Consider the following 21,709-nt stretch of genomic DNA (forward strand, 5'->3'; position numbering starts at 1 on the left):
GGGGCATGGCGGCTTTTAGCCGCAGATTGCGGCGGGATCTAATGTTGATTCTGAGCGTCAGGAAAAGCGGCCCACTAAACGCGATCTGAAGATCGCCCGCCCTTCTCATGGCGCTTGGAAAGCGCCACTCCTACCGGCAGAACGGCTCGACCGAGCGCAGCGCGTCGTGCTCCGCGAGGGCCCTGGTGCGCGATGCCTCGTCGGGGAAAAGGTAGAGCGCGTAGCCGCCGTAGCCGCCGCCGCAGTACTTGCGGGCGAGAGCCCCGGTGATTTCCGGCAGCGGATCCATGCCCTCGTCGAGCTGGGTCTGGTGGTAGGTTGAGATCCCCTCGGCCAGGCCGGACAGGTCGGACGCGAGCGCCGCCTCGCGCGCGATGGCACCGGAGCGGGCGATGCCGTCGTAGTCGCGCGGCAGGTCGACGACGCCCGGCGTGTCGTGCATCTTCCCGGTCCAGAGGATCGCCAGGCGGCCCTTGAGAAAGTCGCCGCTCTGCTTGAAATCGAGGACGGGGGTCTGACCCGAGCGCCACACGCAGAGGCCGGTCTCGCGGATCACCGCGGGATCCTGCCATCCGACGCCGAGTTCGATCTCCGACTCGATCCCGCAGCGGCCGTTGAGCAGCGCCCAGGCTCCGCTGCCTCCCAGTCCCGCCTGCCTTTCGTAGGGCCATTCGCGGAGCGAGACGAGCGGTGAGATCGCGCAGTTGACCACGAAGGCCCCGTCGCGGGCGAAGCGCGGAACGTCGAGCCAACCGCCGGCAAAATCGACGCGAAGCGGTGCCTCGGTCGGGGCCTGGACCCAGCGCACGATGGACGAGGTCGAGACCGGCGCGAAGCGCGGCGGTGTCTTCGGCAGGACGACGTAGCGGGCGCCGACTTGGTCACACAGGTCGCGCTTGAGTTGGCCGTACTGGTCATCCTCGGTGACGGCGAGGATGTCGGGCTGGATCCGCAGGAAGTGGTCCTTGAAGTCGAGCCCTTCCTCGTGGCTGTCGCCGATCACGACCGCATCCACGACCCGCATGCCCTCGAGCAGCGCCTTCTTGTGCTCGTCGGGAATGGACGGCTTGCGGCGCTTGTGGATCCACAGCACCTCCTCGGAAGCGAAGGACACCGTCAGGTGATCCCCGAGCGCACGAGCCTCCTCGAAGAACTGGAGGTGGCCGCCGTGAACGATGTCGTAGCAGCCGCTGACAAAAACTTTGGTCATGGTCGGGAAGCGGGAAGCGGGAAGAGGCAAGCGATCATTGCTTCGAGCCCAGATGACGAATGAATGCAGTCAATTTGCGGGCGACCTTATCCGCCTGCTCCAGGAGTTGATCAGTGTCCGTTGGTGCGATGAGCTGCATCTTCTCGAAGCTCAATGCCATCGACGCCAGCTCAGCTGTCGAGCGCCGGGCGATGTTCAGGAACTGGATGAACTCCTTGTCGTGGTGGCTCGCCGAACCCTCTGCGATGTTGTTGGAAGGCGAGAGCCCAGCTCCACGAAGTTGTTCGGCATATCGATAAAAACGCCGCTCTTCGAGCTTGGCCGCCACCTCGTGAAACACCACCGCCAGACCTGAAGCATCCTGCCACACTTCGAGATCCTGGAATCGGAAATGAGGGCGAGACATCGTTTTGGGAGGCTTTTGTCGTACTACGCTTGCCGCCTACCGCATTCCTCTTCCCGATCTTACTCCTTGGCGACCGAGACGTGGTGGCCGTGGGCCTTGAGAAGGGCGTGGCGACGGGCAACCTCGAGGTCGGAGGCCACCATCTCGGCACACATTTCCTCGACGGTGATCTCCGGCACCCAGCCGAGCCTTTCCTTGGCCTTGGTCGGGTCGCCGAGGAGCGTTTCCACCTCGGCGGGACGGAAGTAGCGGGGATCGACCTTCACGATCACATCCCCGACCTTCACGCCGGGGGCATGGTCGCCCTCGACGGCGGTCACCGTGGCAATCTCGTCGAGGCCTTCGCCGGAGAACTCGAGGGAGATCCCGGCGTGCATTGCCGAGAGCCGCACGAAGTCGCGCACCGAGATCTGCTTGCCGGTGGCAATGACGAAGTCCTCGGCTTCGTCCTGCTGGAGCATCATCCATTGCATCCGGACGTAGTCCCTGGCGTGACCCCAGTCGCGAAGCGCGTCCATGTTGCCGAGGTAGAGGCACTGCTCCAGGCCCTGGGCGATGTTGGCGATGGCGCGGGTGATCTTGCGGGTGACGAAGGTCTCGCCGCGGCGGGGCGACTCGTGGTTGAAGAGGATGCCGTTGCAGGCGTAGATGCCGTAGGCCTCCCGGTAGTTCACCGTGATCCAGTAGGCATACATCTTCGCCACCGCGTAGGGCGAGCGGGGATGGAAGGGTGTGGTCTCCGTCTGGGGAATTTCCTGGACGAGCCCGTAGAGCTCGGAGGTCGAGGCCTGATAGAAGCGTGTCGTCTTCTCCATCCCGAGAAAGCGGATGGCTTCGAGCAGGCGCAGCGCCCCGAGCGCATCGACATCCGCCGTGTATTCGGGCGACTCGAAGGACACGGCGACGTGCGACTGGGCGCCGAGATTGTAAACCTCGTCCGGCTGAACTTCGCTGAGGATGCGCGTCAGGTTCGAGCTGTCGGTCAGGTCGCCGTAGTGCAGCCGGAAACGGGCGTGCTCGACGTGCGGATCCTCATAGATGTGGTCGACCCGCTCGGTGTTGAACAGGGAAGCCCGGCGCTTGATGCCGTGGACCTCGTAACCTTTCTCGAGAAGAAACTCGGCGAGATAGGATCCGTCCTGGCCGGTGATGCCGGTGATGAGGGCTTTTTTCATGTTGAGCAGAGAGGGATGAGCTGAGAGCAGAGAGTTAGAGAAGTGTTTTGCGGAAGCCGGTGATCATTCGGCTGATCTCGTCCAGTTCTGCCAAATGGGCTTCGACTTCGGCAATCGAACCCTCGCCGTCGACAAGCATCAAGATGTTTGCTGTTTCAAAGACAGAGCGTCTGGCAAAGTTGAGAAACTGGGCAAGCTCCGCTTTTGAAAAGCTACCGGAGCCTTCGGCGATGTTGTTCGTGATACTGAGAACTGCAGCCCGAAGCTGCTCGGCCCAGCGGAACTTCCGTCGATTTTCAAGCTGATCTGCCAACTCAAACAATGGACGGCTGATGGCCGCAGCACGCTGCCAGATTTCAAGCTCCTCAAACCGGAACATCTGTCTCTGTGCTCCTGACTCTTTGCTCCTCGCTCACAACCGCGCCACTCCGGCTTCAAGCGAGGCGAGGAAGTCCTGATAGGCATCGGCGAGGCCTTCCTCCAGGCCGATCGCCGGCGACCAGCCGGTGGCCTTGATCCGGGACACGTCCATGAGCTTGCGCGGGGTGCCGTCGGGCTTCGACGGATCGGTCTCGATCCGGCCTTCGTAGCCAACCGTTTTCGCCACCAGGGTGGCAAGCTCGAGAATGGTGACGTCCTCCCCCACCCCGACATTCACCCAATCGGGCGGATCTTCAAGGGCGAGAAGATGGAAGCAGGCGGCGGCGAGGTCGTCGACATGCAGGAACTCGCGGCGCGGGGTGCCCGTGCCCCAGATCGTCACGCGTTCCGCCCCGGACTCCTTCGCCTCGTGGAAGCGCCGGATCAGTGCCGGGATCACGTGCGAGTTCTCGGGGTGATAGTTGTCGCCGGGGCCGTAGAGGTTGGTCGGCATCGCCGAGTGATACACCAGGCCGTGCTGGGCACGGTAGTGCTGGCAGAGCTTCAGTCCGGCGATCTTGGCGATGGCGTAGGCCTCGTTGGTGACCTCCAGCGGGCTCGTCAGCAGGCAGTCCTCGGGCATCGGCTGCGGCGCCAGCTTCGGATAGATGCAGGATGAGCCGAGAAAGAGCACCCGCCCGACACCGGCCCGCCGGCAGCCTTCGACGCAGTTCGAGGCGATGGCCAGGTTCTCGTAGATGAAGTCGGCGGGATAGGTCGAGTTGGCGTGGATGCCCCCGACCTTGGCCGCGGCGATGATGACGACGTCCGGCTTCTCCCCGGCGAGGAAGCCGAAAGTCTCGGACTGGTTGCAAAGATCGACCCGGTCGCGGCCCGCGGTGACCAACTCGAAGCCACCGCGCTTCCCGGCCTCGCGAACCAGCGCGGAGCCGACCATGCCGCGGTGTCCGGCGATGAAGAGTTTTTTCATGGGGATGGGGAGCGCGGCTTTCCAAGCCACAGTCTTGGGGCCCGGCGGCCGCGCCCGGCGGGATCAAGCGAAGTTGATATTACCAGTGATTCCGTCTTCTCCGGCGATCCTGAGAAGCCGCAGCAAATGTCCTTGCTCGGCCACGGAGCTTCGCCGTCGAATCAAGATGATCAAGCCCGCGTGCTCACGGTTTTCGGCCTCCCGGATGAAATCATCGCGGTTGCAGGTGATCAGAACACGCCCGGTTCGAATGGCATGGTCGAGGACCGCAGAATCCGGGGCGTCCATCGGCAACTCATCCTTGAGTTGGCCGACCTCGTGGCCGTGTCGTTCAAGCGCCTCGGCAATCTGCCGAGGCACGTCATGATCCAGAAAGATCCTCAAGAATCCCGGGTTTCGATGGATTCCAAGGCGAGCTTCTCGATTTCCTCACGATGGTCCTCGTAGAATGCAAGACATTCGTAGATCCGGGACAGGGTGAGATCGTCGAATCGACCCGCGATTTCCTCCACCGAATTTCCAAGCAGGTGATACGCCACCACGTCGTGGACGGCGATACGGGTGCCTTCCACACGGGGATGCCCTCCGCGCACACCGGGAGTGCGGACGATGTAGCGATAAGTGGGCGCGGTTCCCTTCACAGTCGAGAATTGTAGTCGAAGGTCGGTTCTTATCAAGACAGCAACGGCGGCAGTCGGCGATGGCGGCTTGCAAAGCCGCGCTCCATATTCACGCCTTGACCACCCGGTCTTCGGCGGTCGTCACCGCGGCCATGGCGTTGCGGGTGTCGACGATCAGGTCGGACCAGGCGGCGAGCTCGTCGAGCTTGAAGGCCCGGTGGTGGGTGGCGATGACCACGCAATCGAAGGCCCGGACCGTCGCTTCCGACCATTCGATCGATTCCACGCCGGCCCAGTCCATGTGCTCGCGGGTAGGACCCACGACCGGCACGTGGGGATCGAAGTAGGCCACCTCCGCACCGAGGTTTTTGAAGCCATCCAACAGGTGGAAGGTCGGCGACTCGCGCATGTCATCGACATCCGGCTTGTAGGCGAGGCCCATCAGCAGGATGCGGCTGCCCTTGACCGCCTTGCCGCGGGTGTTGAGCGCCTCCATCGTACGATGGATGACGTAGTCGGGCATGCCGCGGTTGATCTCCCCGGCCAGCTCGATGAAGCGGGTGTGGACCCCGTACTCGCGGGCCTTCCAGGTCAGGTAGAAGGGATCGATCGGAATGCAGTGTCCGCCAAGGCCCGGCCCCGGATAGAAGGGCTTGAAGCCGAAGGGCTTGGTCGAGGCCGCCCGGATGACCTCCCAGATGTCGATGCCCATGCGGTCGGCGGCGACCTTGAGCTCGTTGACCAGGCCGATGTTGACCGCGCGGTAGATGTTCTCGAGCAGCTTGGTCAGCTCGGCCACCTTGCATGAGCTGACGGGCACGACCTCGTCGAAGACCGCGGCGTAAAGGGCCACGCCCGCCTCCAGGCAGGCCGGCGTGACGCCGCCGACGACCTTGGGGATGTTCGTCGCCGCGTAGTCCGGGTTCCCGGGGTCCTCCCTTTCGGGCGAATAGACCACATGCACGTCGACCCCCACCTTGAAGCCGGCGGCTTCGATCCGCGTGACCAGTTCCTCGTCGGTGGTGCCCGGATAGGTGGTGCTTTCGAGGCTGACCACCTGGCCGGCCCGCAGGCCCGGCACGATGGCCTCGATGGTGCGGATGACGTAGCTGAGGTCGGGTTCGAAGTGCTCGTCGAGGGGGGTGGGAACGCAGAGGATGAGGGCGTCGCATTCGCCGACGCGGGAGAAGTCGGTGGTGGCATCCAGCGTTCCCGCCGCCTTTGCCGCCGAGACCTGCTCGTCGGGGATGTGCTTGATGTAGGTCCGGCCGTCGAGCAGCGCCTCGGGCTTGGCGGGATCGATGTCGAAGCCGACCGCCCGGTAGCCGGCGCGCGCGTAGGCCAGCAGCAGCGGGAGGCCGACGTAGCCCAGGCCCACCACGCCGATGACGGCGTCTTTTGACAACTTGTGGTTGCTGCTCATGAAGTGTTTCCGGAAAAGAGAGGACTCAGGCGGGGGCGAGTTCGCCCTTGAAGTAATCGATCGTCCGGCGGATGCCGTCGTCAAAGGCCACCCGGGGCTCCCATTCGAGCACTTCCCGGGCACGGGAAATGTCCGGTTGGCGGACCTTCGGATCGTCCGGCGGCAGCGGCCGGTCCTCGACGGTGAGCTCGACGCCGGAGATCCGGGCGATCGCCTCGGCAAACGCGCGGATGCTCATCTCGTTGGAGTTGCCGCAGTTCACCGGTTCGTGGAAATTGCTCCGGGCCAGGCGCCAGATTCCATCGACCAGATCGCTCACATAGCAGAACGAGCGGGTCTGGCTTCCGTCGCCGAAAATCGTCATCGGCTCCCCGCGAAGGGCCTGACCGATGAAGGCAGGCACCACGCGCCCGTCGTCGAGGCGCATGCGCGGACCGTAGGTGTTGAAGATCCTGACGATCTTCGTATCGAGCTTGTGAACGCGGCGATACGCCATCGTGACCGCCTCGGCGTAGCGCTTGGCCTCGTCGTAGCAGGAGCGCACGCCGATCGGGTTGACGTTGCCCCAGTAGGATTCCGGCTGGGGATGCACCTCGGGGTCTCCGTAGACTTCCGAGGTGGAGGCCAGCAGGAAGGTGGCGCCGTGTTCCTTCGCAAGATCCAGCGCGTGGTGGGAGGCGTAGGATCCCGCCTTGAGCGTCTCGATGGGGATCCCGACGTAGTCGATCGGACTCGCCGGCGAGGCCATGTGGAACACGAGATCCACCTTGCCCTCGATCGCGTAGGGCTCCGACACATCCTGCTCGATGAATCGAAAACCGGGGTTCCCTTCGAGGTGGCTCAGGTTGCCGGCCTTGCCGGTGACGAAGTTGTCGAGGGCCACCACCTTGAGGCCGTCGGCCAGCAGGCGGTCCACCAGGTGCGAGCCCACGAACCCGGCTCCACCGGTCACGACCGCGGTCCGGCCACGGAATTCCGAAACGTCCTGGATCATGGTTCAGCGGGCTTCCGGACACGCTGCCGCCCTTGGTCGATTGCCCGAAATCGGACAAAACCGGAGGGGTGGGGTCGGGAAGCTGGGAAATTGCCGGCCAGCGGTGGCGGCAACGGGTCCATGCATGGCGGATTGAGTGAATTGTTCAATCCAAAATGAACAAATTAGGGGGATCCTTGTTTTCCTCTTCAGGGCAAGGGCTTTCGGGGCAGCAGCAGACTGAAGAGATCGACCTCGACCACGTGGGGTTCGCCGAGAAACTCCAGCAGCACCTTGACCCGCTCGCGGCCGGGCAGCACCGCCACCACCTCGCCCCGGAATCCCCCGAGCGGCCCACTGGCGATCTCGATCTCCTCCCCCGCCTCGATCCGCGGGGCCACCGTCAGGGTTTCCTCCTCGCCCGACTCTTCGGCGTGGCGGGCGACCTCGGCCCGGAGGACCTCAATGAACTCCTCGGGCACCGGCGGCACCTCGGTGCCAAATCGCACCAGGCCCCGCACCGCCTGCGAGTAGATCACCATGCGCTCCATCTCGCTCAGATCGAAGCGCGCCATGATGTAGCCGGGGAACAGGGCCTCGATCCACCAGACCTTGCCGCGGCGCGTTGCCTTGCGGTAGCGCAGACGGGGGCAGAAGACCTCGACGCCCTCCAGATCGCGCAGGTGCCGGGCGGCGACATGCTCGCGCTTCGGCTGCGTCTTCACGCAGTACCACAGCGGCTCACTGGCGCCGGAAGTCATTGACCGAGCACCTTTTGCATCAGCGGGAGCATCATCCTCGCCCGCTTCATCCAACCTTCCAGCTTGGCCACCCGCTCGTCGTAGAACTCGCGCGATTCCCGGTCCTCCTCGGCGGCCACCGCCTCGAAAAGCCGGCCGACCTTGAGCTGGCCGCTCTCGAGGTGCGGCCGCACCTGCTCGCGAATGAAGCCACCGGCCAGGCGCTTGAGATCGACCGCCGCCTCGAAGTGCGCCCGGCGCATCCCCGGAACCTCGGCCTCCTTCACCGCTCCCAGCCCGCGCAGGGTCCGCAGGCCCTGACTGGCCGAGCCCTTGCTGATCCCGAGTCGCTGCACAAGGTCGTCGAGCGAAAGCGGATCCCGGCTGATGAAGAGCAGGCCGTAGATCTCCCCCACCGATCCCGGCATGCCGAGCACGCGAACACCGTCCACGAAGAAGTCGACGATCTGGCGTTCCAGGTCGCTCAGTCCGGCAACCGGAACCGATCCGCTTTCCTCAAGCTCGGGCATGCTCGGTCGAATAGGGAGAATCCGAGGATCGTTCAATCAAAAATGAACAATCGCGCCCGCCTCACTCCGCCAGCCACCGCCCGAGCGCGGCCTCGAGCTGGGCGCTGCGGCGGACCGCAAAAGCCTCGCCCAGTTCCACCGTCGCCCGCTTGCCGGCGGAGTTCTGGAAATGAATCACCACCGGGGTCTTGCCGGGATGGGCCTCGATCACCTCGCGGATCTGCTGCAGGTCCCGCTCCGAATGCCGCGCGGTCCAGAGCGACAGCTCGACGAACTTCGAGCTCGTGCCATTGCCCCGCATCTTGAGCTCGTTGATCTCGGAGCCGGTGATCCGCCGCGAGTCGGTGCGGTCGTCGATCTGGAGCTGACCCTTGAAGCGGATCACCTTGCCCGAGACCAATATGCCGGCATCGCGGGCCGGAACGAAGCTCTCGCCCCAGACCACCACCTCGCGCGAGCCGGTGAAATCCTCGACCACCAGGATCCCGAAGGGCTTGCCCTTGCGGGTCATCTTGGTTTCCACGCTGCGAACCATGCCGGCGAAGGCGAAGCGGTCGCGCGGATTGCGGATCTCGATGTCATCGACCAGCCCCAGCTTGTGGTAGCGGTCGGAGTCCAGGATCCTGCGGAACTTGTCCAGCGGGTGACCGGTCACGTAGAAGCCGAGCAGTTCCTTTTCCATCTCGAGCCGCTCGTCCTTGGACCACTCCTCGACCTCCGCCACCCCCACGGCACCGGTCTGGGGCGCGCCGCCGAAGTCCATGGTGTCGAAAAGCGCCTCCTGGCCCGCCGCGCGGTCGCGCTGTGCCGATGACGCGCTCGCCGCCACGCTCTCGAGCCGCGAGTCCATCGCGGCGCGGGTCTCCCCGGTCCAGTCGAAGGCACCCGCCTTGACCAGGTTCTCCAGGATCCGCTTGTTGATCACCTTGGAATCGAGCCGGTCGGCGAAGTCGTCGAGCGACTCGAAGGCGCCGTTCGCCTCCCGTTCCTCGATGGCCCGGGCCATCGCCCCCCCGCCGACGTTCTTGATCGCGGCCAGCCCGTAGCGGATCGCCATCGCCCCGCCCGGGGTTTTCTCCGGGGCGAAGCGCAGCTTCGAGCGGTTCAGGTCCGGCGGCAGGATCTCGATGCCCATCCGGTGGCACTCGGCCACGAAGACGCCGATCTTGTCGGTGTTGTGGATCTCGTTGGAGAGCAGGCCGCACATGAACTCGACCGGAAAGTTGGCCTTCAGGTAGGCGGTCCAGTAGGAGATGTGGCCGTAGCAGGCCGAGTGCGACTTGTTGAAGCCGTAGCCGGCGAACATCGCGATCTTGTCGAAGATCGCGTTGGCCAGCCTTTCGTCGATGCCGTTGGTCTCGCGGCAGCCCTCGACGAAGGTCTTCCGCTGCTTGTCCATCTCGGACTTCTTCTTCTTGCCCATCGCGCGGCGCAGCAGGTCGGCGCCGCCGAGCGTGTAGCCGGCGAGCATCTTGGCCGCATTCTGCACCTGCTCCTGGTAGATCATCACGCCGTAGGTCTCGCCGCAGATCTCCTCCAGGAGCGGATGCTCGTACATCGGCTTCTTGCCACGCTTCACCTCGATCATCTGGTCGATGAACTGCATCGCGCCCGGACGGTAGAGGGCCAGCAGGTCGATGATGTCCTCGATCCTCTCGATGCCGTACTTGCGGCAGGTCTCGACCATGCCGCCGGACTCGAGCTGGAACACGCCCATCGTCTCGCCCCGATTGAGGATCTCGAAGGTCTTGTGGTCATCCAGCGAGATCTTGAAGATGTCGAAATCGGGGGTGTGCGTGTGGATGTGCTCCACCGCCTCGTGGATCACCGTGAGGTTCTTGAGGCCGAGGAAGTCCATCTTCAAGAGGCCCACCTCGGTGATCGCCCCCATGTCGTACTGGGTCACCACCTCGCCCTCGCTCGCGAGCGTCAGCGGCACGTGGTCGTCGAGCGGACGGTCGCCGATGACGACCCCCGCCGCGTGCACGCCGACGTTGCGGGTCAGGCCCTCGAGCTTGAGCGCCGCGTCCCACAGCTCCTGGTAGGTGGTCGAGCTCTCGATCAGCTCGCGCAGCTCGGCCTTCGAGTCCCACTCGCCCTTGAGCTTCACCCCGGGCTTGGCCTCGATCATCTTGGCGATCTGGTCCGCCTCGCCGTAGGAGATGCCCATCACCCGGGCGACGTCGCGGATCACGCTCTTCGCCCCGAGGGTGCCGTAGGTGATGATGTGGGAAACACTACGGCTGCCGTACTTGCGCCGGACGTATTCGATCACCTCGGGCCGGCGGGTCTGGCAGAAGTCGATGTCGACGTCCGGCGGGCTGATCCGCTCGGGGTTGAGGAAGCGCTCGAAGAGCAGCCCGAAGCGCATCGGGCAGATGTCGGTGATGCCCATGGTGTAGGCCACCAGCGACCCGGCCGCCGAGCCCCGGCCGGGGCCGACCGGGATGTCGTTGTCCCGCGCCCAGTTGATGAAGTCGGCGGTGATCAGGAAGTAGGAGGCGAACCCCAGCTGGTTGATCGTGTCGATCTCGTACTCGAGCCGCTGGACCAGCTCCGGATCCGCGGCCTTCTCCTTGCCGTAGCGCTTCTCTAGGCCTTCGAAGCAGACCTTGCGGAAATACTCGTCGCGGGGCGAACCGTCGGGCGAGTCGAACTGCGGATACTTTTCCGAACTGGTGGCATCCAGCTCCATCCGCACGTTGCAGCGCTCGGCGATTTCGAGCGTCGCATCGCAGGCCTGCGGCACCGCCGCGAAGAGCTCGCGCATCTCGTCCGCCGTCTTGAAATAGACCTCCTCGGAGTAGCGCATGCGGTTCTCGTCGATGAGCAGCTTGCCGGTGCCGATGCAGATCATCACGTCGTGCGCCTCGTGGTCCTCGCGGTTGAGGAAATGGACGTCGTTTGCCGCCACCGGCTTCAGGCCCAGTTCCTTGCCGAGCTGCAGCAGGCGCGGCATCACGTCGAGCTGCTTCTCGAGGCCGTGGTCGTGGATTTCGACGTAGGTGTTGTCCCTGCCGAAGATTTCCGCCAGCTCGGCCATCGTCTCGCGCGCCTTGTCGAGGTCTCCGGCGAGCAGCCATTCGTTCACCGGGCCGGAGATGCATCCGGTCAGGCAGATGATCCCCTCGTGAAACTCGCGCAGCGTCGCCCGATCGACCCGCGGCTTGCCATAGTAGAGGCCCTCCAGGTGGCCCCTGGTCACCAGCTTCTGCAGGTTGGCCCAGCCCTCGTCGGTCTCGGCCAGCAGGGTCAGGTGGGTGGTGCGCTTGCGACCCGGGACCTCCTTCTTGTCCGCCATGTCGCCCGGGGCGAGGTAGATCTCGCAGCCGAAGATCGGCTTCACGCCCTCGGCGGTGCAGGCCTGGAAGAATTCGACCGCCCCGAAGAGGTTGCCGTGGTCGGTCATCGCCACCGCCGGCATCCCCAGCTCCTTCGCGCGCCTGGCGAGCTGCTTGCAGCGGTTCATGCCGTCGAGCAGCGAGTATTCCGTGTGAACGTGGAGGTGGACGAAGGAGTCGGGCATCGGGTGCCGCCGACCTTGGCAACCCGCGGGCGGGAGGGCAAGGCGGCGCGAACGTGACGGCGGAATTTCAGCGGATACCGGAGACTACTCCCCCCGGCTCCCAGACTTCCGAAGCCCGCAACCTGGCTTCCTTCAGCAGTCCGAGCGTCCCGTGACGGGTGCACCATTCCCGGATGTAGTCCCAGTCCAGGGTTGCTTCCCCCTGATTCATGAAATCGCAGTTCGGATCGGCCAAAGACAAGGCACGCGGAACGAACGGCCCCTCGCTGTGGCGACCCCGCCAGGATTCCGGAATGCATTCGCGGCAATTCCAGGACCTCACGGGAGCTCCTCGAGATCGAGAAGATCCTTGGTGCGCCCGCTGGCGCACTTCGCTGCCTTGAGATCCTCGAGGCCGACGAAGGGAACGTCGAGGGACCCGATCTTCACGGTCGTGCGTCTTGGGAGGCAGTCCTCGAAATCCACGCCCGGGATGCGGGTGAAAAGCCCAAGGCGCATCGGCTCGAAGCCCATGCGGATGATCTCCCGCTGGTCGGTGATCATCCGCTCCGAGATCTCTTCTCCTGAAAAGCCGAAATCGCGCAACACGGCAACGACCCGAGCCGCGTTCTCCTCCGAGGCATCAATCCACAGATCCAGGTCGCCGGTGTAGCGCGGCCGGGAGTAATGCACGACCGCATAACCGCCGATCACCAGAAACCGCACCTCATGGCTGAGGCACAAGCTCAAGAAATCTTTGAAGTCGGCGGCTAGTCGGATCCTCGCCATAAATCATCTCCCTCAAGTTTTCCAGCGCATTGAGACGCTCCGCCGGACTGGCCGCGAGCCAGTATTCCCGGGTCTGCCGCTCGGCTTCCTCGAAACTCGCGGCAGTCTCGATGGTCCAGCGTCGCCGGGAACGGCGTCGTGCCTCCAAGTCGCTCACCACAAAACCCTAAGCGAATCCCCCGCAGCCGTCCACGCCAATGAGCCCGTGAACGGGCAGGGACTCCGCGCCCTGTCGCCCGCCGGAGCAAAGATTCTCATGTTTTTCTCATCCATGCCGGAGTGCATCGATGAGAACGGGATTGCGGCAAGCCTGCTCCCGCCCGGCACCCTTGTCGGCCTCTGCTGCACGGTGACGCAACGGCGCTTCACCTTTGCCTTTCCCGGGAAAACGGGGATACTTCCGCCATGAAGATGCCTCTCCTGCTAGCCATGGCGGTTCTTCTCGGCGCTCCGGCACTTCGGGCCGAGCCCCGCGTTTTCACCAATACCGAAGGTCGCTCCGTGAAGGCCGAGCTTGTCGCCCTCGAGGACGACAAGACCGTGGTCATGCGACTGACCAACCGCAAGATCGCCAAGGTGCCCCTCGACTCACTTTCGAGCAACGACCAGGCCTACGTCCGGAAATGGTGGGAGGACCACAAGGACAAGCTCGATCCGATGGACTTCGTGCTGAAGATCGATCGCAACACCGACGCCGTGGACCGCAAGACGACCCGCTCCGGCGGCCAGGGAGGCGGCAACAACCGGAACAACAACAATTTCGCCCCGGAAACGAAGCGCAGCCGCGTCGATGACTACCAGTACGTCTGCGAACTGAAGAACTACCTTCCACGGGACATCGAGGACATCGACGTCGAGTACACGATCTACAAGCGCGTCAGCCGCCGCGGCAAGGATGGCGGCGACTCGGACACCGAGGAAATCGAGGGCAGCACGTCGATCCGCCACCTCAAGGCGCTGGGCACGGCCAAGTTCGAAACCGAGATCGTCACCTGTGAGGACAAGTCCAAGACCGGGGGGCGGGGGCCGCGCGAATGGCATCGCGAGTCGATCCGCGGCGTGGTCTTCCGGCTCAGCAAGGGCGGCAAGACCTTTCTAGAGCAGAGCAATCCCGAGACCCTGCTCGACCAGCTCGAGCGGGAGGAAAACCAGTAGGGCGACCCGCGGCTTTCCCCTGCCATGCGTGCCGCGCTCCGAATCCTCATCGCCGCGGTCTGGCTGGTCATGGGTCTCGGTGCCAAGGTGCTCGGACTGGCACCGCGCCACCGCGAGATCGTCGCCCGCATCCTGGGCGAGGACCACGCCGGCACGCTGACCCTCCTCATCGGTCTCGGGGAGGTCTTCCTCGCCGGCTGGATCCTCAGCGGCCGCTACCCGAGGCTCTGCGTCGCAGTACAAATCGGGCTGGTGGCCATGATGAACGTCATCGAGTTCACCATTGCGCGCGACCTCCTACTCTTCGGCGGCTGGAACCTGCTGGTGGCCGTCGCCTTCATGCTCTTCGTGGCTCTCGTCCAGTGGCCCCGACCCGACACCTCCCTTGCCCCCACCTCATGCTCAAGCGACTGAAACGCCACCCCTTCCCCGTGGTCGCGCACTTCGACCGCGTGATGGCGGTCTCCTTCGCGCTGCCCGCGGAGGTGCTCCGGCCGCTGGTGCCGGAGCCGCTTGAGATCGACACCTGGGAGGGCCTCGGATTCGTGACCGCCGCCCTGGTCTGGACCCGCGGGCTGCGCCCGGCGGCCCTGCCCGGCTTCCTGGGGCGCGACTTCTTCCTCGGCGGCTACCGCGTCTTCGTCCGGGCCCAGGACGGGGATGGTCGGCGCCTGAGGGGCCTGCGCATCCTCCGCAGCGAGACCGACCGGCACTTCATGGCCTTCTCCGGCAACCTGCTCACCCACTACAACTACCGTACCATCCGGCTGGAGGAATCCCCGGGCAGGGTCCGGACGACGCGGCCGGACGGGACCGTCACGCTCGACCTGCGCCACGATTCGTCCACCGAGGCCGGCCTGCCCGAGGGCTCGCCCTTTCCCGACTGGCGGACGGCCCGCCGCTTCGCCGGACCGATGCCCTTCACCTTCGACCTCGAGAGTCCCGGCCGGATCGTCGTGATCGAAGGCCGGCGGGCCGACTGGATCCCGCGGCCCTTCCGGGTCGAGTCGTGCCGGCTCTCGCTTTTCGACGAAGGGCCGTTCCGCGCCGCGACGCCGGTTCTCGCGAACGCCTTCGCTGTCGAGAACATCGACTACCGCTGGGAACGCGGCCGGCTCCTCTCCTCGCCATGAACCGCTCCCGCTTCCAGGGCGTCCGTACCGTCGTCCGCTTCAACTGGCCAATCTACGTGGCGGCCGTCGCGGTCCTGGCGGTGACCGCCACAGTGGCCGCTTTGCCGTTTCCGGGCCTGTTCCGCATGGCGGGCACTCTGGCAGCGGCGGGTGCGCTGTGGTTTCTGCTTGGCTCGTTGGGCGCGACCCACTGGGTCTATGACCGCTCGGATCTCTACCGATGGAACTGGCTTCGATCGCTCTGCCCCTCCGGCCCGTTCCGCCTGCTCGTCTGCCACACCGGCTTCGACGAGGTGTCCGCGGGACTGCGCGCCACATTTCCCGAAGCGCGGATCGAGGTGCTCGACCACTTCGACGCCGGAACGATGACCGAGGCATCCATCCGCCGGGCCCGCGCGCTGCATCCGCCTCCTCCCGCCACCCTTGCCGCACCCTTCGACCGCTGGCCGGACATCAAGGCGGACCTCATCCTCGCCCCCCTCGCCGTCCATGAATTGCGAAGCGTCGGGGAACGCGCCGCGTGGTTCGCCGAAGCCCGCCGCTCGCTCGAACCCGGGGGTACGATCGTGGTCGTCGAGCACCTGCGCGACCTGCCCAACTTCCTCGCCTTCGGGCCGGGCTTCGTGCATTTCCATACCGCAGCGGCGTGGCGCCGCTCGTGGCAGCAGGCGGGGCTCGGGTTGGAACGTTCGTTCTCCCTCACCCCCTTCCTCCGGGTCTTCGTTCTGAAATGATCGCTCTCCTCGAAATCCTCCTCCGCGCCGCCGGCGCCGGCCTGATCGCGCTGGCCTTGTTGCACGTCCCGATCGCCCGCCGCCTGCGCTGGCGCGAGGACGTCGTGAAGATGTCCGAGGTCAACGCGGCGGTGTTCCACGCCCACGCCTTTTTCATCTGCGTCGTGCTGGTCGGCATGGGCCTGCCGGCACTGGTCGAACCCAGCCTCTTCACCACCCCGTCGCGCCCCGGCCTCTGGGGCTGCGGGTTCCTCACCCTCTTCTGGGCGCTGCGGCTGGCGGCGCAGTGGACCCACTACCGCCCCTCGTGGTGGCGCGGAAAGCCCTTTGAAACGGCCATGCACTGGCTCTTCACCTTCGTCTGGCTGTTTCTCACCTCGCTCTTCGGCACCTGCCTGGCGATCCAGGCGCGATGGATCTCCTGATCACTGCTGCCAGAACCATTCCAGCGGGACCGCGTGAATGGGCGGGTCGCTCTCCAGCGGCATCATCAGATGACCGTCGTAGAGCACCACCCCGCCACGGAAATTCCGGCCCGCCAGCGCCGCGAGACGCTTGAGCCCCCGCCCGTCGGAAGGCCGGAGTGTCATCGAGGCCTTCACCTCCACGCCCCACACCTCGAGCCCGCGGGTGATCACCACGTCGACCTCGACCTGATCCTTGTCACGGTAATGCCAGAACCGCAGATCGGGATCCGTCCAGCCTGCCTGGGCGACGAGTTGCTGCAGCACGAAGGACTCGAGCAGCCGGCCGAACCGGTCCCGCTTCGCATTCCAGTCCGAAGCCGTCAGCCCGGACAAGGACGCCGCCAGGCCGCTGTCGGTCAGGTGGACCTTGGGCGTCTTGATCAGGCGCTTGGCGTCGCTGCGGTGCCACGGCGGCAGCCGCCGGATCAGGAACAAGCGCTCCAGCACCGACAGATAACGATCGACCGTCTGGCGGTCGATCCGCAGGTCGTTGCCCAGCGCCGAGGCGTTCAGCAGGCAGCCGGTCTGGTGCGCCAGCAGTTCCAGCAATCGTCCGATCTCCGCCGCATCCCGCACCCGCGCCACGTCGTGGACGTCGCGGTCGATCACCGCGCGCAGGTACTGCCGGTGCCACTGGCGTGCCCTCGGATATGGCCGGTTCCGTACTTCCGGAAAGCCACCCCGCACCACGCGTCCGACCAGGCTCGACGGGTCGATCGTGTCCTCGCGCAGCACGCTCTCGAAGCGCTCGCCGAAGTCGCCCGCCAGCATCCTTCGCAGGAGATGCCCGCCGCTCCGGTCCTTTTCCGACTCGGTCAGCGGATGCAAATGGACGCACTCCATCCGCCCGGCCAGCGAATCGGCCAGGTCGGGCAGTTGCATCAGGTTGGCGGATCCGGTCAGCAGGAAGCGCCCTGGCCGCCGCGCCTCGTCGACGCTGCGCTTGATCGCCAGCAGCAGCCGCGGGGCCCGCTGGATCTCATCGAGCGTCACCCGGTCCGGCAGCCGGGCGACGAACCCGCCGGGATCCTTCAGCGCGCCGGCCAACAGGTTGTCATCATCCAGCGTCAGATAAGGTCGATCCGGCCCCTGGACGCGCGCCAAGGTCGACTTCCCGCACTGCCGGGGCCCGAGCAGGCAGACCACCGGCGTGTCGCCCATCGCCTCGTCCATCGCCCGCTGGATTCCCCGCGGCAAGACTGGATCTCCCCCGTCCATTTGCGGCATACTGTAGCGTCCAATTGTGGCATACACAAGCGTCCAATTGCGGCATAACTATCCGTCCAATTGTGGCATTGAATGCTTTTAAAAAACCATAAACCCCTAATAATAAACCTTTTACATCGATCCATATAGGCTCGATCGATCCGCGGGTTCGTCCCGGATAAGATCAGCCCAAATCTACCGCTCTGCCGCACCCATCCCCAGGGTCTCCAACTGGCTGTCCGGATCAGCACGCCTTCATCAGCACGAAGGGAGAGACCACCACGGCGGTGAAGCGCTCGTCCCCACCCTCCCACTGGGCCGCGTGAAGCGCCCCGATCTTGACCAGCTCCCCGGAACCCAGCCAATTCGCCACCTGCTCGCTGTCATCCTCGACGAAGGCCATCGCCGCCCGCTGGAGATCGAGGCTGGCATCGACCCACAGCAGACAGCCGCGCTCGTAGTGGGGCTTAAGATACTCCCAGCCGACCTCCCCGGTGTAGTCGGCGATCCGCTGTTCCTCGGTCCGCCCGTCCTCGCCGAGGATCGCGTACTTCATCTCGTCACGCTCGCTCACGGCGCCGAGCATGCGGACCGGAGTGACCGAAACAAGCTTGATCGAAGCGGTGGCCGCCCCCATTCCCGGCGCGTGGACTTCGACGCCGTTCTCTTCGACTTCGATGGCATCCTCGTGGACACCGAGTGGGCCATCTACGAGGCCTGGCTGCGCACCTTCCGCGCCCACGGGCACGAACTGCCGCTCGACACCTACACCCGCTGCGTCGGCTCGGACTTCGACACCTGGTCGCCCAAGACCCACCTCGAGGAGCTCACCGGGCGCAGCTTCGACTGGCACCAACTCGACGCCGACCGCCAGGTCGAGATCCGCGCCGACCTCGAGCAGGCCGGGCCGATGCCGGGCGTCGTGCCGCTGCTCGAAAAGCTCCGGGCTGGTGGAACCGCCATCGCGGCCGTTTCCAGCTCGAACCACGCCTGGGTCGACGGCTGGCTGGAAAAGCTACGTCTTGCCTCGTACTTCGAGACCACCGTCTGCCGTGGCGACGCCCCCCGGATCAAGCCGGCGCCGGATCTGTGGCTGGAAGCACTCCGTCGGCTCGGGAAAGAGGCCGACCGCTGCCTCGCCATCGAAGACTCGCTCAACGGCGTGAAGTCGGCCAAGGAAGCCGGGCTGACCGTGTGGGCGGTGCCCAACCGGACCACCAACGGGATCGATTTCTCGAAAGCCGACCGCGTGCTGAAGTCGCTCGAGGAACTTGCCGGCTGACGGCATGGATCGTGGCGGCGGATTGCATCCGCCATGCCTCGCTCCATCAAAAATCAACATGGCTTGGCGGAAAAATCCGCCGCCACCGCTTCTCAAGCCGCCGGCAGTACCAGCACGAAGCGCGCGCCGGGCCCGTCGCGGCATTCCAGATCGCCGGCCATGCCCCGGGCGAGCCGACGGGAAAGCGCCAGACCCAGCCCGACCCCCGGACGCGAATCCGCCGCCTCGGCGGCCGACTTGTGGAAGGCCCGGAAGATCCGGCTCCGCTCGGAAGCCGGGATGCCGGACCCGTAGTCCGCGACCTCGATCTCCACCCGGCCGCCTTGCAGGCGGGCGGTGATCCGGACTTCCGGCGGCTTGCTGTCGGCCGCGTACTTCGCGGCGTTGTCGATGAGATTGAAGAGCACATGCTCGACCGCCGCCGGGTCCGCCCGGGCCACCACCTCGCCTTCCACGCCGATCCAGAGCTTCAGCCCGGCTCCCACGAGGCGTTCCTCGAAGCGCTCCCGCAAGTCGTCCAGCAAGGCGTGGACATTCACCTCGGAAATCCTCGCCTTTCCGCCGCGGCGCTCGATCCGTGAAAAGGCGAGCACGTTCTCCACCAGGTGCGAGAGCCGGTCGGCCTCGCGCCGCATCGTTCGGAAGTAGCCGCTGCGCTTGCTCTCATCCGCGACCGCGCCGCTGGCCAGCATGTCGGAGTAGAGCCGGAAGGTCGTCAGCGGCGTCCGCAGCTCGTGGGTCACCGCGGAAACAAACGACGCCCTTCGTTCGCTCAGGCGCATCACCGCACGAACCAGCGCCATGCCGGCGACCAAAGCCACCACCACGGCCAGCCAGCCGACCCCCAGCGACGCCACCACCGGCCCCCGCGTCGCCGGGTCCGCCCGCGCCTTTTCCCCGGGGACGAGCCGCCACGGAAACGAAGCCATCTCCATCGCCGCCTCGTCGCCCTCGCTCGGTGTCGTCGGCTCCAGCCGGGCCTGCGGCAGCAGGTCTTCGATCTCATCGAGCAGGGTCTCCCGGAAAAACGCGGCGTCGATCCACACGCCCTGAATCGCGCTCACCACCCCCAGGGTCCGCACCTGGCGCAGGAGGAAAGGCTCACCCCCGAGCCAGGTCGGCTGAAATCCACCGGTCGAGGCTTCGAGGGCAATCTCAGCCTCGGGTTGCGCCATCTGCTGGTACGGGCCCGCCTTCGACACCGCCTGGTTGATGGCCTTGCCGCGCATCGCCCGCTCGTTGGTGTTGCGTTCCTGCTGGTAGGCCGCTGCCTGCTGCTTCACGTCCACCTGCAGATTGTTCTCCACGTAGGCGAAATTCGCACCCCACTGGTTGTCCGCCTGGATCGCCGCACAGGCATTGGGGAAAAAGTCCGTTCCCTTTTCATCCAAGGCACTTCGAAGCAGCTCGAGATCCTCTGCAGGCAGCTCGCCCTCCGGCGACACGGTACTGTCGGCGCCGATCGTGAACCTCGCCCGCACCAGCGGATTCTCCGGCGGCGTGACACCCGGGATGAAGACCCGCTGATTCTCCTCGATGACCAGACTGGCGGCCACCGAATCCATCCGCCACAGCGAAAGCCGGATCCGCTCCTCAAGCCGGGCCCTGGACTCGGCAAATGAACGTTCCCGCTCGGCCTGCAACACGCTGCGCGTGAGCCAGCCCATGGCACCGACGATCAGGGCGGCGCAGATGATCAGCACCGCCCAGACTCCCATGCCGGATCGTCCGCTCACGTCTTCAACCTCCACCCTTTTCCGCGAACCGTCACCAGAAACGACTGGTCGCGGTCGCGCAGCTTGGTCCGCAAGTGCATGACGTGCATGTCCAGGGTCCGCGTCTCGGTGCGATCCGGATCGAGGCCCCACACGTGCCGCAGGATCTCGGCCCGTGACACCACCCTCCCACCGGACTCGAGCAGGTATCGCAAGAGCCCGGCCTCGCGCTCGGAAAGCTCTTCCGAGGATCCGTCATCATAGGCGATCCGGCTTTCCGCAAAATCCACCTCGCCTCCGGGCACCGGGCGCTTCTGCGCGGGTGCCGCGCGCTCACAGGTCCGCCGCAGCACGGCATCGACCCGAGCCAGCAACTCGCGCACGCTGAAGGGCTTCATCACGTAATCGTCCGCTCCCAGGCTCAGACCCCTGACCCGGTCGTCCTCCTCGCCGCGGGCGGAAAGGATGATCACCGGCTGGCCGGGCCGACGCTTCTTGAGTTCCTTGAGGATGGAGAATCCATCGTGTCCCGGCAGCACCAGGTCGAGCAGCAACAGCCGGTAGTTCGCCGCCAGCGCCATCTCCAGACCGGAATTGCCGTCCCCGGCCTCCAGAGTACGGTATCCGGCGTACTGCAGCACATCGACCACCCCCTGGCGCACGGCCGGGTCGTCTTCAATCACGAGGAGGGTCGTTTCTTCCACAACAACATCGGACCTTACTCGGTCTCCCGATTCAAGACATCGCTTCCCTCGAAGGGAATCCTCGTCTTCTTGATGTCCAGGAACGGCCGCAGCTCATAGATGTTCCGATACCCGTAACCCCACAGATTGAGGAAGGTCGGAATGTTCAGGGCGAGCGGCGCGGACTTGGTGATCATCGCGGCTCCAACACCCTCGAAGTTGTTGTTGCAGTAGATCAGGATGCGCGTGGTCTTGTCGGGAATCAGCTCCGCCAGGGTCTCGTCGGCGAAGTCGGAGAAGTTCAGATGGATGGCCCCCTTGACGTGGAGCCTGTCGAACTTCGCCTTGCTCCGCGTGTCGAGGATTACGGTGCCCTCCTCCGCAGCCATCTCGAGGAATTTGTCCTCGCTGATGCGGCGTTTCTCACGCTCGGCCCCGGCATTGGCGGTGAGCTCAGCGAACTTCCCGAAGTCAATTTGAGGATTCCCCTCGTCGGCAGCCAAAGGCGCGGCAAGGGCCAGGATCAGGCAGGCGGTGCTTGTCTTCATCGGGGACAGCCTGCCGGTAGAAACCAAATCTGTCCGTAAAGGCACCGTAAAATGAAACGGACCG

General features: G+C 65.2%; 24 protein-coding genes. 6 read left to right on the forward strand and 18 right to left on the reverse strand.

Annotation, left to right across the window (positions count from 1 at the left end):
- Positions 1–130: 130 nt before the first annotated feature.
- The 13 genes from ACG2LG_RS09950 to ACG2LG_RS10010 form a co-directional block, all read right to left on the reverse strand.
- Positions 131–1,210, reverse strand: a complete 1,080-nt coding sequence (locus ACG2LG_RS09950; RefSeq protein WP_396258589.1) for an adenylyltransferase/cytidyltransferase family protein — start codon at positions 1,208–1,210, stop codon at positions 131–133.
- 34 nt (positions 1,211–1,244) lie between these two features.
- Positions 1,245–1,616, reverse strand: a complete 372-nt coding sequence (locus tag ACG2LG_RS09955; RefSeq protein WP_396258591.1) for a four helix bundle protein — start codon at positions 1,614–1,616, stop codon at positions 1,245–1,247.
- A gap of 59 nt (positions 1,617–1,675) precedes the next feature.
- A complete protein-coding gene (gmd, locus tag ACG2LG_RS09960; RefSeq protein ID WP_396258593.1) occupies positions 1,676–2,791 on the reverse strand; it encodes a GDP-mannose 4,6-dehydratase in 1,116 nt (371 codons plus the stop codon).
- 34 nt (positions 2,792–2,825) lie between these two features.
- Positions 2,826–3,170: a four helix bundle protein gene (locus ACG2LG_RS09965; RefSeq protein ID WP_396258595.1), complete on the reverse strand. Its 345-nt coding sequence runs from the start codon at positions 3,168–3,170 to the stop codon at positions 2,826–2,828.
- A gap of 33 nt (positions 3,171–3,203) precedes the next feature.
- The gene (locus ACG2LG_RS09970) at positions 3,204–4,142 is read right to left on the reverse strand and encodes a GDP-L-fucose synthase family protein (protein WP_396258597.1); all 939 of its coding nucleotides are present in this window, start codon (positions 4,140–4,142) and stop codon (positions 3,204–3,206) included.
- Between the two features lie 63 nt (positions 4,143–4,205).
- On the reverse strand, positions 4,206–4,526 hold the full coding sequence (locus ACG2LG_RS09975; protein ID WP_396258599.1) for a DUF5615 family PIN-like protein: 321 nt from the start codon (positions 4,524–4,526) through the stop codon (positions 4,206–4,208).
- Positions 4,523–4,783 carry a DUF433 domain-containing protein gene (locus ACG2LG_RS09980; RefSeq protein WP_396258601.1) on the reverse strand — a complete coding sequence of 87 codons (261 nt, stop codon included), beginning with the start codon at positions 4,781–4,783 and terminating at the stop codon, positions 4,523–4,525. Before ACG2LG_RS09980 ends, ACG2LG_RS09975 begins: the two co-directional genes overlap by 4 nt.
- 88 nt (positions 4,784–4,871) lie before the next feature.
- The gene (locus tag ACG2LG_RS09985) at positions 4,872–6,185 is read right to left on the reverse strand and encodes a nucleotide sugar dehydrogenase (RefSeq protein WP_396258603.1); all 1,314 of its coding nucleotides are present in this window, start codon (positions 6,183–6,185) and stop codon (positions 4,872–4,874) included.
- A 25-nt stretch (positions 6,186–6,210) separates the two neighbouring features.
- Positions 6,211–7,179, reverse strand: coding sequence for a UDP-glucuronic acid decarboxylase family protein (locus ACG2LG_RS09990; protein ID WP_396258605.1), 969 nt, complete (start codon positions 7,177–7,179; stop codon positions 6,211–6,213).
- A gap of 188 nt (positions 7,180–7,367) precedes the next feature.
- A complete protein-coding gene (locus tag ACG2LG_RS09995) occupies positions 7,368–7,919 on the reverse strand; it encodes a transcription termination/antitermination protein NusG (RefSeq protein ID WP_396258607.1) in 552 nt (183 codons plus the stop codon).
- On the reverse strand, positions 7,916–8,428 hold the full coding sequence (locus ACG2LG_RS10000; RefSeq protein ID WP_396258609.1) for a GbsR/MarR family transcriptional regulator: 513 nt from the start codon (positions 8,426–8,428) through the stop codon (positions 7,916–7,918). Before ACG2LG_RS10000 ends, ACG2LG_RS09995 begins: the two co-directional genes overlap by 4 nt.
- Before the next feature lie 61 nt (positions 8,429–8,489).
- Positions 8,490–11,954 (reverse strand): DNA polymerase III subunit alpha, encoded by a 3,465-nt coding sequence (dnaE, locus tag ACG2LG_RS10005; RefSeq protein WP_396258611.1) that lies wholly within the window; start codon positions 11,952–11,954, stop codon positions 8,490–8,492.
- Positions 11,955–12,272: 318 nt separating this feature from the next.
- The gene (locus ACG2LG_RS10010) at positions 12,273–12,683 is read right to left on the reverse strand and encodes a nucleotidyltransferase (RefSeq protein WP_396258613.1); all 411 of its coding nucleotides are present in this window, start codon (positions 12,681–12,683) and stop codon (positions 12,273–12,275) included.
- Between the two features lie 444 nt (positions 12,684–13,127).
- Between ACG2LG_RS10010 and ACG2LG_RS10015 the strand changes: the two genes are divergently transcribed.
- The 5 genes from ACG2LG_RS10015 to ACG2LG_RS10035 are packed head-to-tail and all read left to right on the forward strand — an operon-like array spanning position 13,128 to position 16,169.
- The gene (locus ACG2LG_RS10015; RefSeq protein ID WP_396258615.1) at positions 13,128–13,877 is read left to right on the forward strand and encodes a hypothetical protein; all 750 of its coding nucleotides are present in this window, start codon (positions 13,128–13,130) and stop codon (positions 13,875–13,877) included.
- A 24-nt stretch (positions 13,878–13,901) separates the two neighbouring features.
- Entirely contained in the window at positions 13,902–14,291 is a 390-nt protein-coding gene (locus ACG2LG_RS10020; protein WP_396258616.1) for a DoxX-like family protein, read from the forward strand.
- On the forward strand, positions 14,276–15,010 hold the full coding sequence (locus ACG2LG_RS10025; protein ID WP_396258618.1) for a DUF2071 domain-containing protein: 735 nt from the start codon (positions 14,276–14,278) through the stop codon (positions 15,008–15,010). Before ACG2LG_RS10020 ends, ACG2LG_RS10025 begins: the two co-directional genes overlap by 16 nt.
- Positions 15,007–15,744: a methyltransferase gene (locus ACG2LG_RS10030; RefSeq protein ID WP_396258619.1), complete on the forward strand. Its 738-nt coding sequence runs from the start codon at positions 15,007–15,009 to the stop codon at positions 15,742–15,744. The genes ACG2LG_RS10025 and ACG2LG_RS10030 overlap by 4 nt, the downstream gene beginning before the upstream one ends.
- The gene (locus tag ACG2LG_RS10035; RefSeq protein WP_396258621.1) at positions 15,741–16,169 is read left to right on the forward strand and encodes a hypothetical protein; all 429 of its coding nucleotides are present in this window, start codon (positions 15,741–15,743) and stop codon (positions 16,167–16,169) included. Before ACG2LG_RS10030 ends, ACG2LG_RS10035 begins: the two co-directional genes overlap by 4 nt.
- Here the strand turns inward: ACG2LG_RS10035 and ACG2LG_RS10040 are convergent, their stop codons facing one another.
- Both ACG2LG_RS10040 and ACG2LG_RS10045 read right to left on the reverse strand, forming a co-directional pair.
- Positions 16,170–17,408 (reverse strand): ATP-binding protein, encoded by a 1,239-nt coding sequence (locus ACG2LG_RS10040; protein ID WP_396258623.1) that lies wholly within the window; start codon positions 17,406–17,408, stop codon positions 16,170–16,172.
- Positions 17,409–17,661: 253 nt separating this feature from the next.
- Entirely contained in the window at positions 17,662–17,991 is a 330-nt protein-coding gene (locus tag ACG2LG_RS10045) for a DUF2288 family protein (RefSeq protein WP_396258624.1), read from the reverse strand.
- Positions 17,992–18,063: 72 nt separating this feature from the next.
- Between ACG2LG_RS10045 and ACG2LG_RS10050 the strand changes: the two genes are divergently transcribed.
- Positions 18,064–18,699 carry an HAD family hydrolase gene (locus tag ACG2LG_RS10050; RefSeq protein WP_396258626.1) on the forward strand — a complete coding sequence of 212 codons (636 nt, stop codon included), beginning with the start codon at positions 18,064–18,066 and terminating at the stop codon, positions 18,697–18,699.
- A 92-nt stretch (positions 18,700–18,791) separates the two neighbouring features.
- Here ACG2LG_RS10050 and ACG2LG_RS10055 read toward each other — a convergent pair whose 3' ends face one another.
- The 3 genes from ACG2LG_RS10055 to ACG2LG_RS10065 are packed head-to-tail and all read right to left on the reverse strand — an operon-like array spanning position 18,792 to position 21,645.
- A complete protein-coding gene (locus ACG2LG_RS10055) occupies positions 18,792–20,435 on the reverse strand; it encodes a sensor histidine kinase (RefSeq protein ID WP_396258627.1) in 1,644 nt (547 codons plus the stop codon).
- A complete protein-coding gene (locus tag ACG2LG_RS10060) occupies positions 20,432–21,097 on the reverse strand; it encodes a response regulator transcription factor (protein WP_396258628.1) in 666 nt (221 codons plus the stop codon). Before ACG2LG_RS10060 ends, ACG2LG_RS10055 begins: the two co-directional genes overlap by 4 nt.
- A 35-nt stretch (positions 21,098–21,132) precedes the next feature.
- Entirely contained in the window at positions 21,133–21,645 is a 513-nt protein-coding gene (locus tag ACG2LG_RS10065) for a rhodanese-like domain-containing protein (protein WP_396258630.1), read from the reverse strand.
- Between the last annotated feature and the right edge of the window lie 64 nt (positions 21,646–21,709).

The organism is Haloferula sp. A504 (assembly GCF_044385805.1).
GTDB lineage: Bacteria > Verrucomicrobiota > Verrucomicrobiia > Verrucomicrobiales > Akkermansiaceae > Haloferula.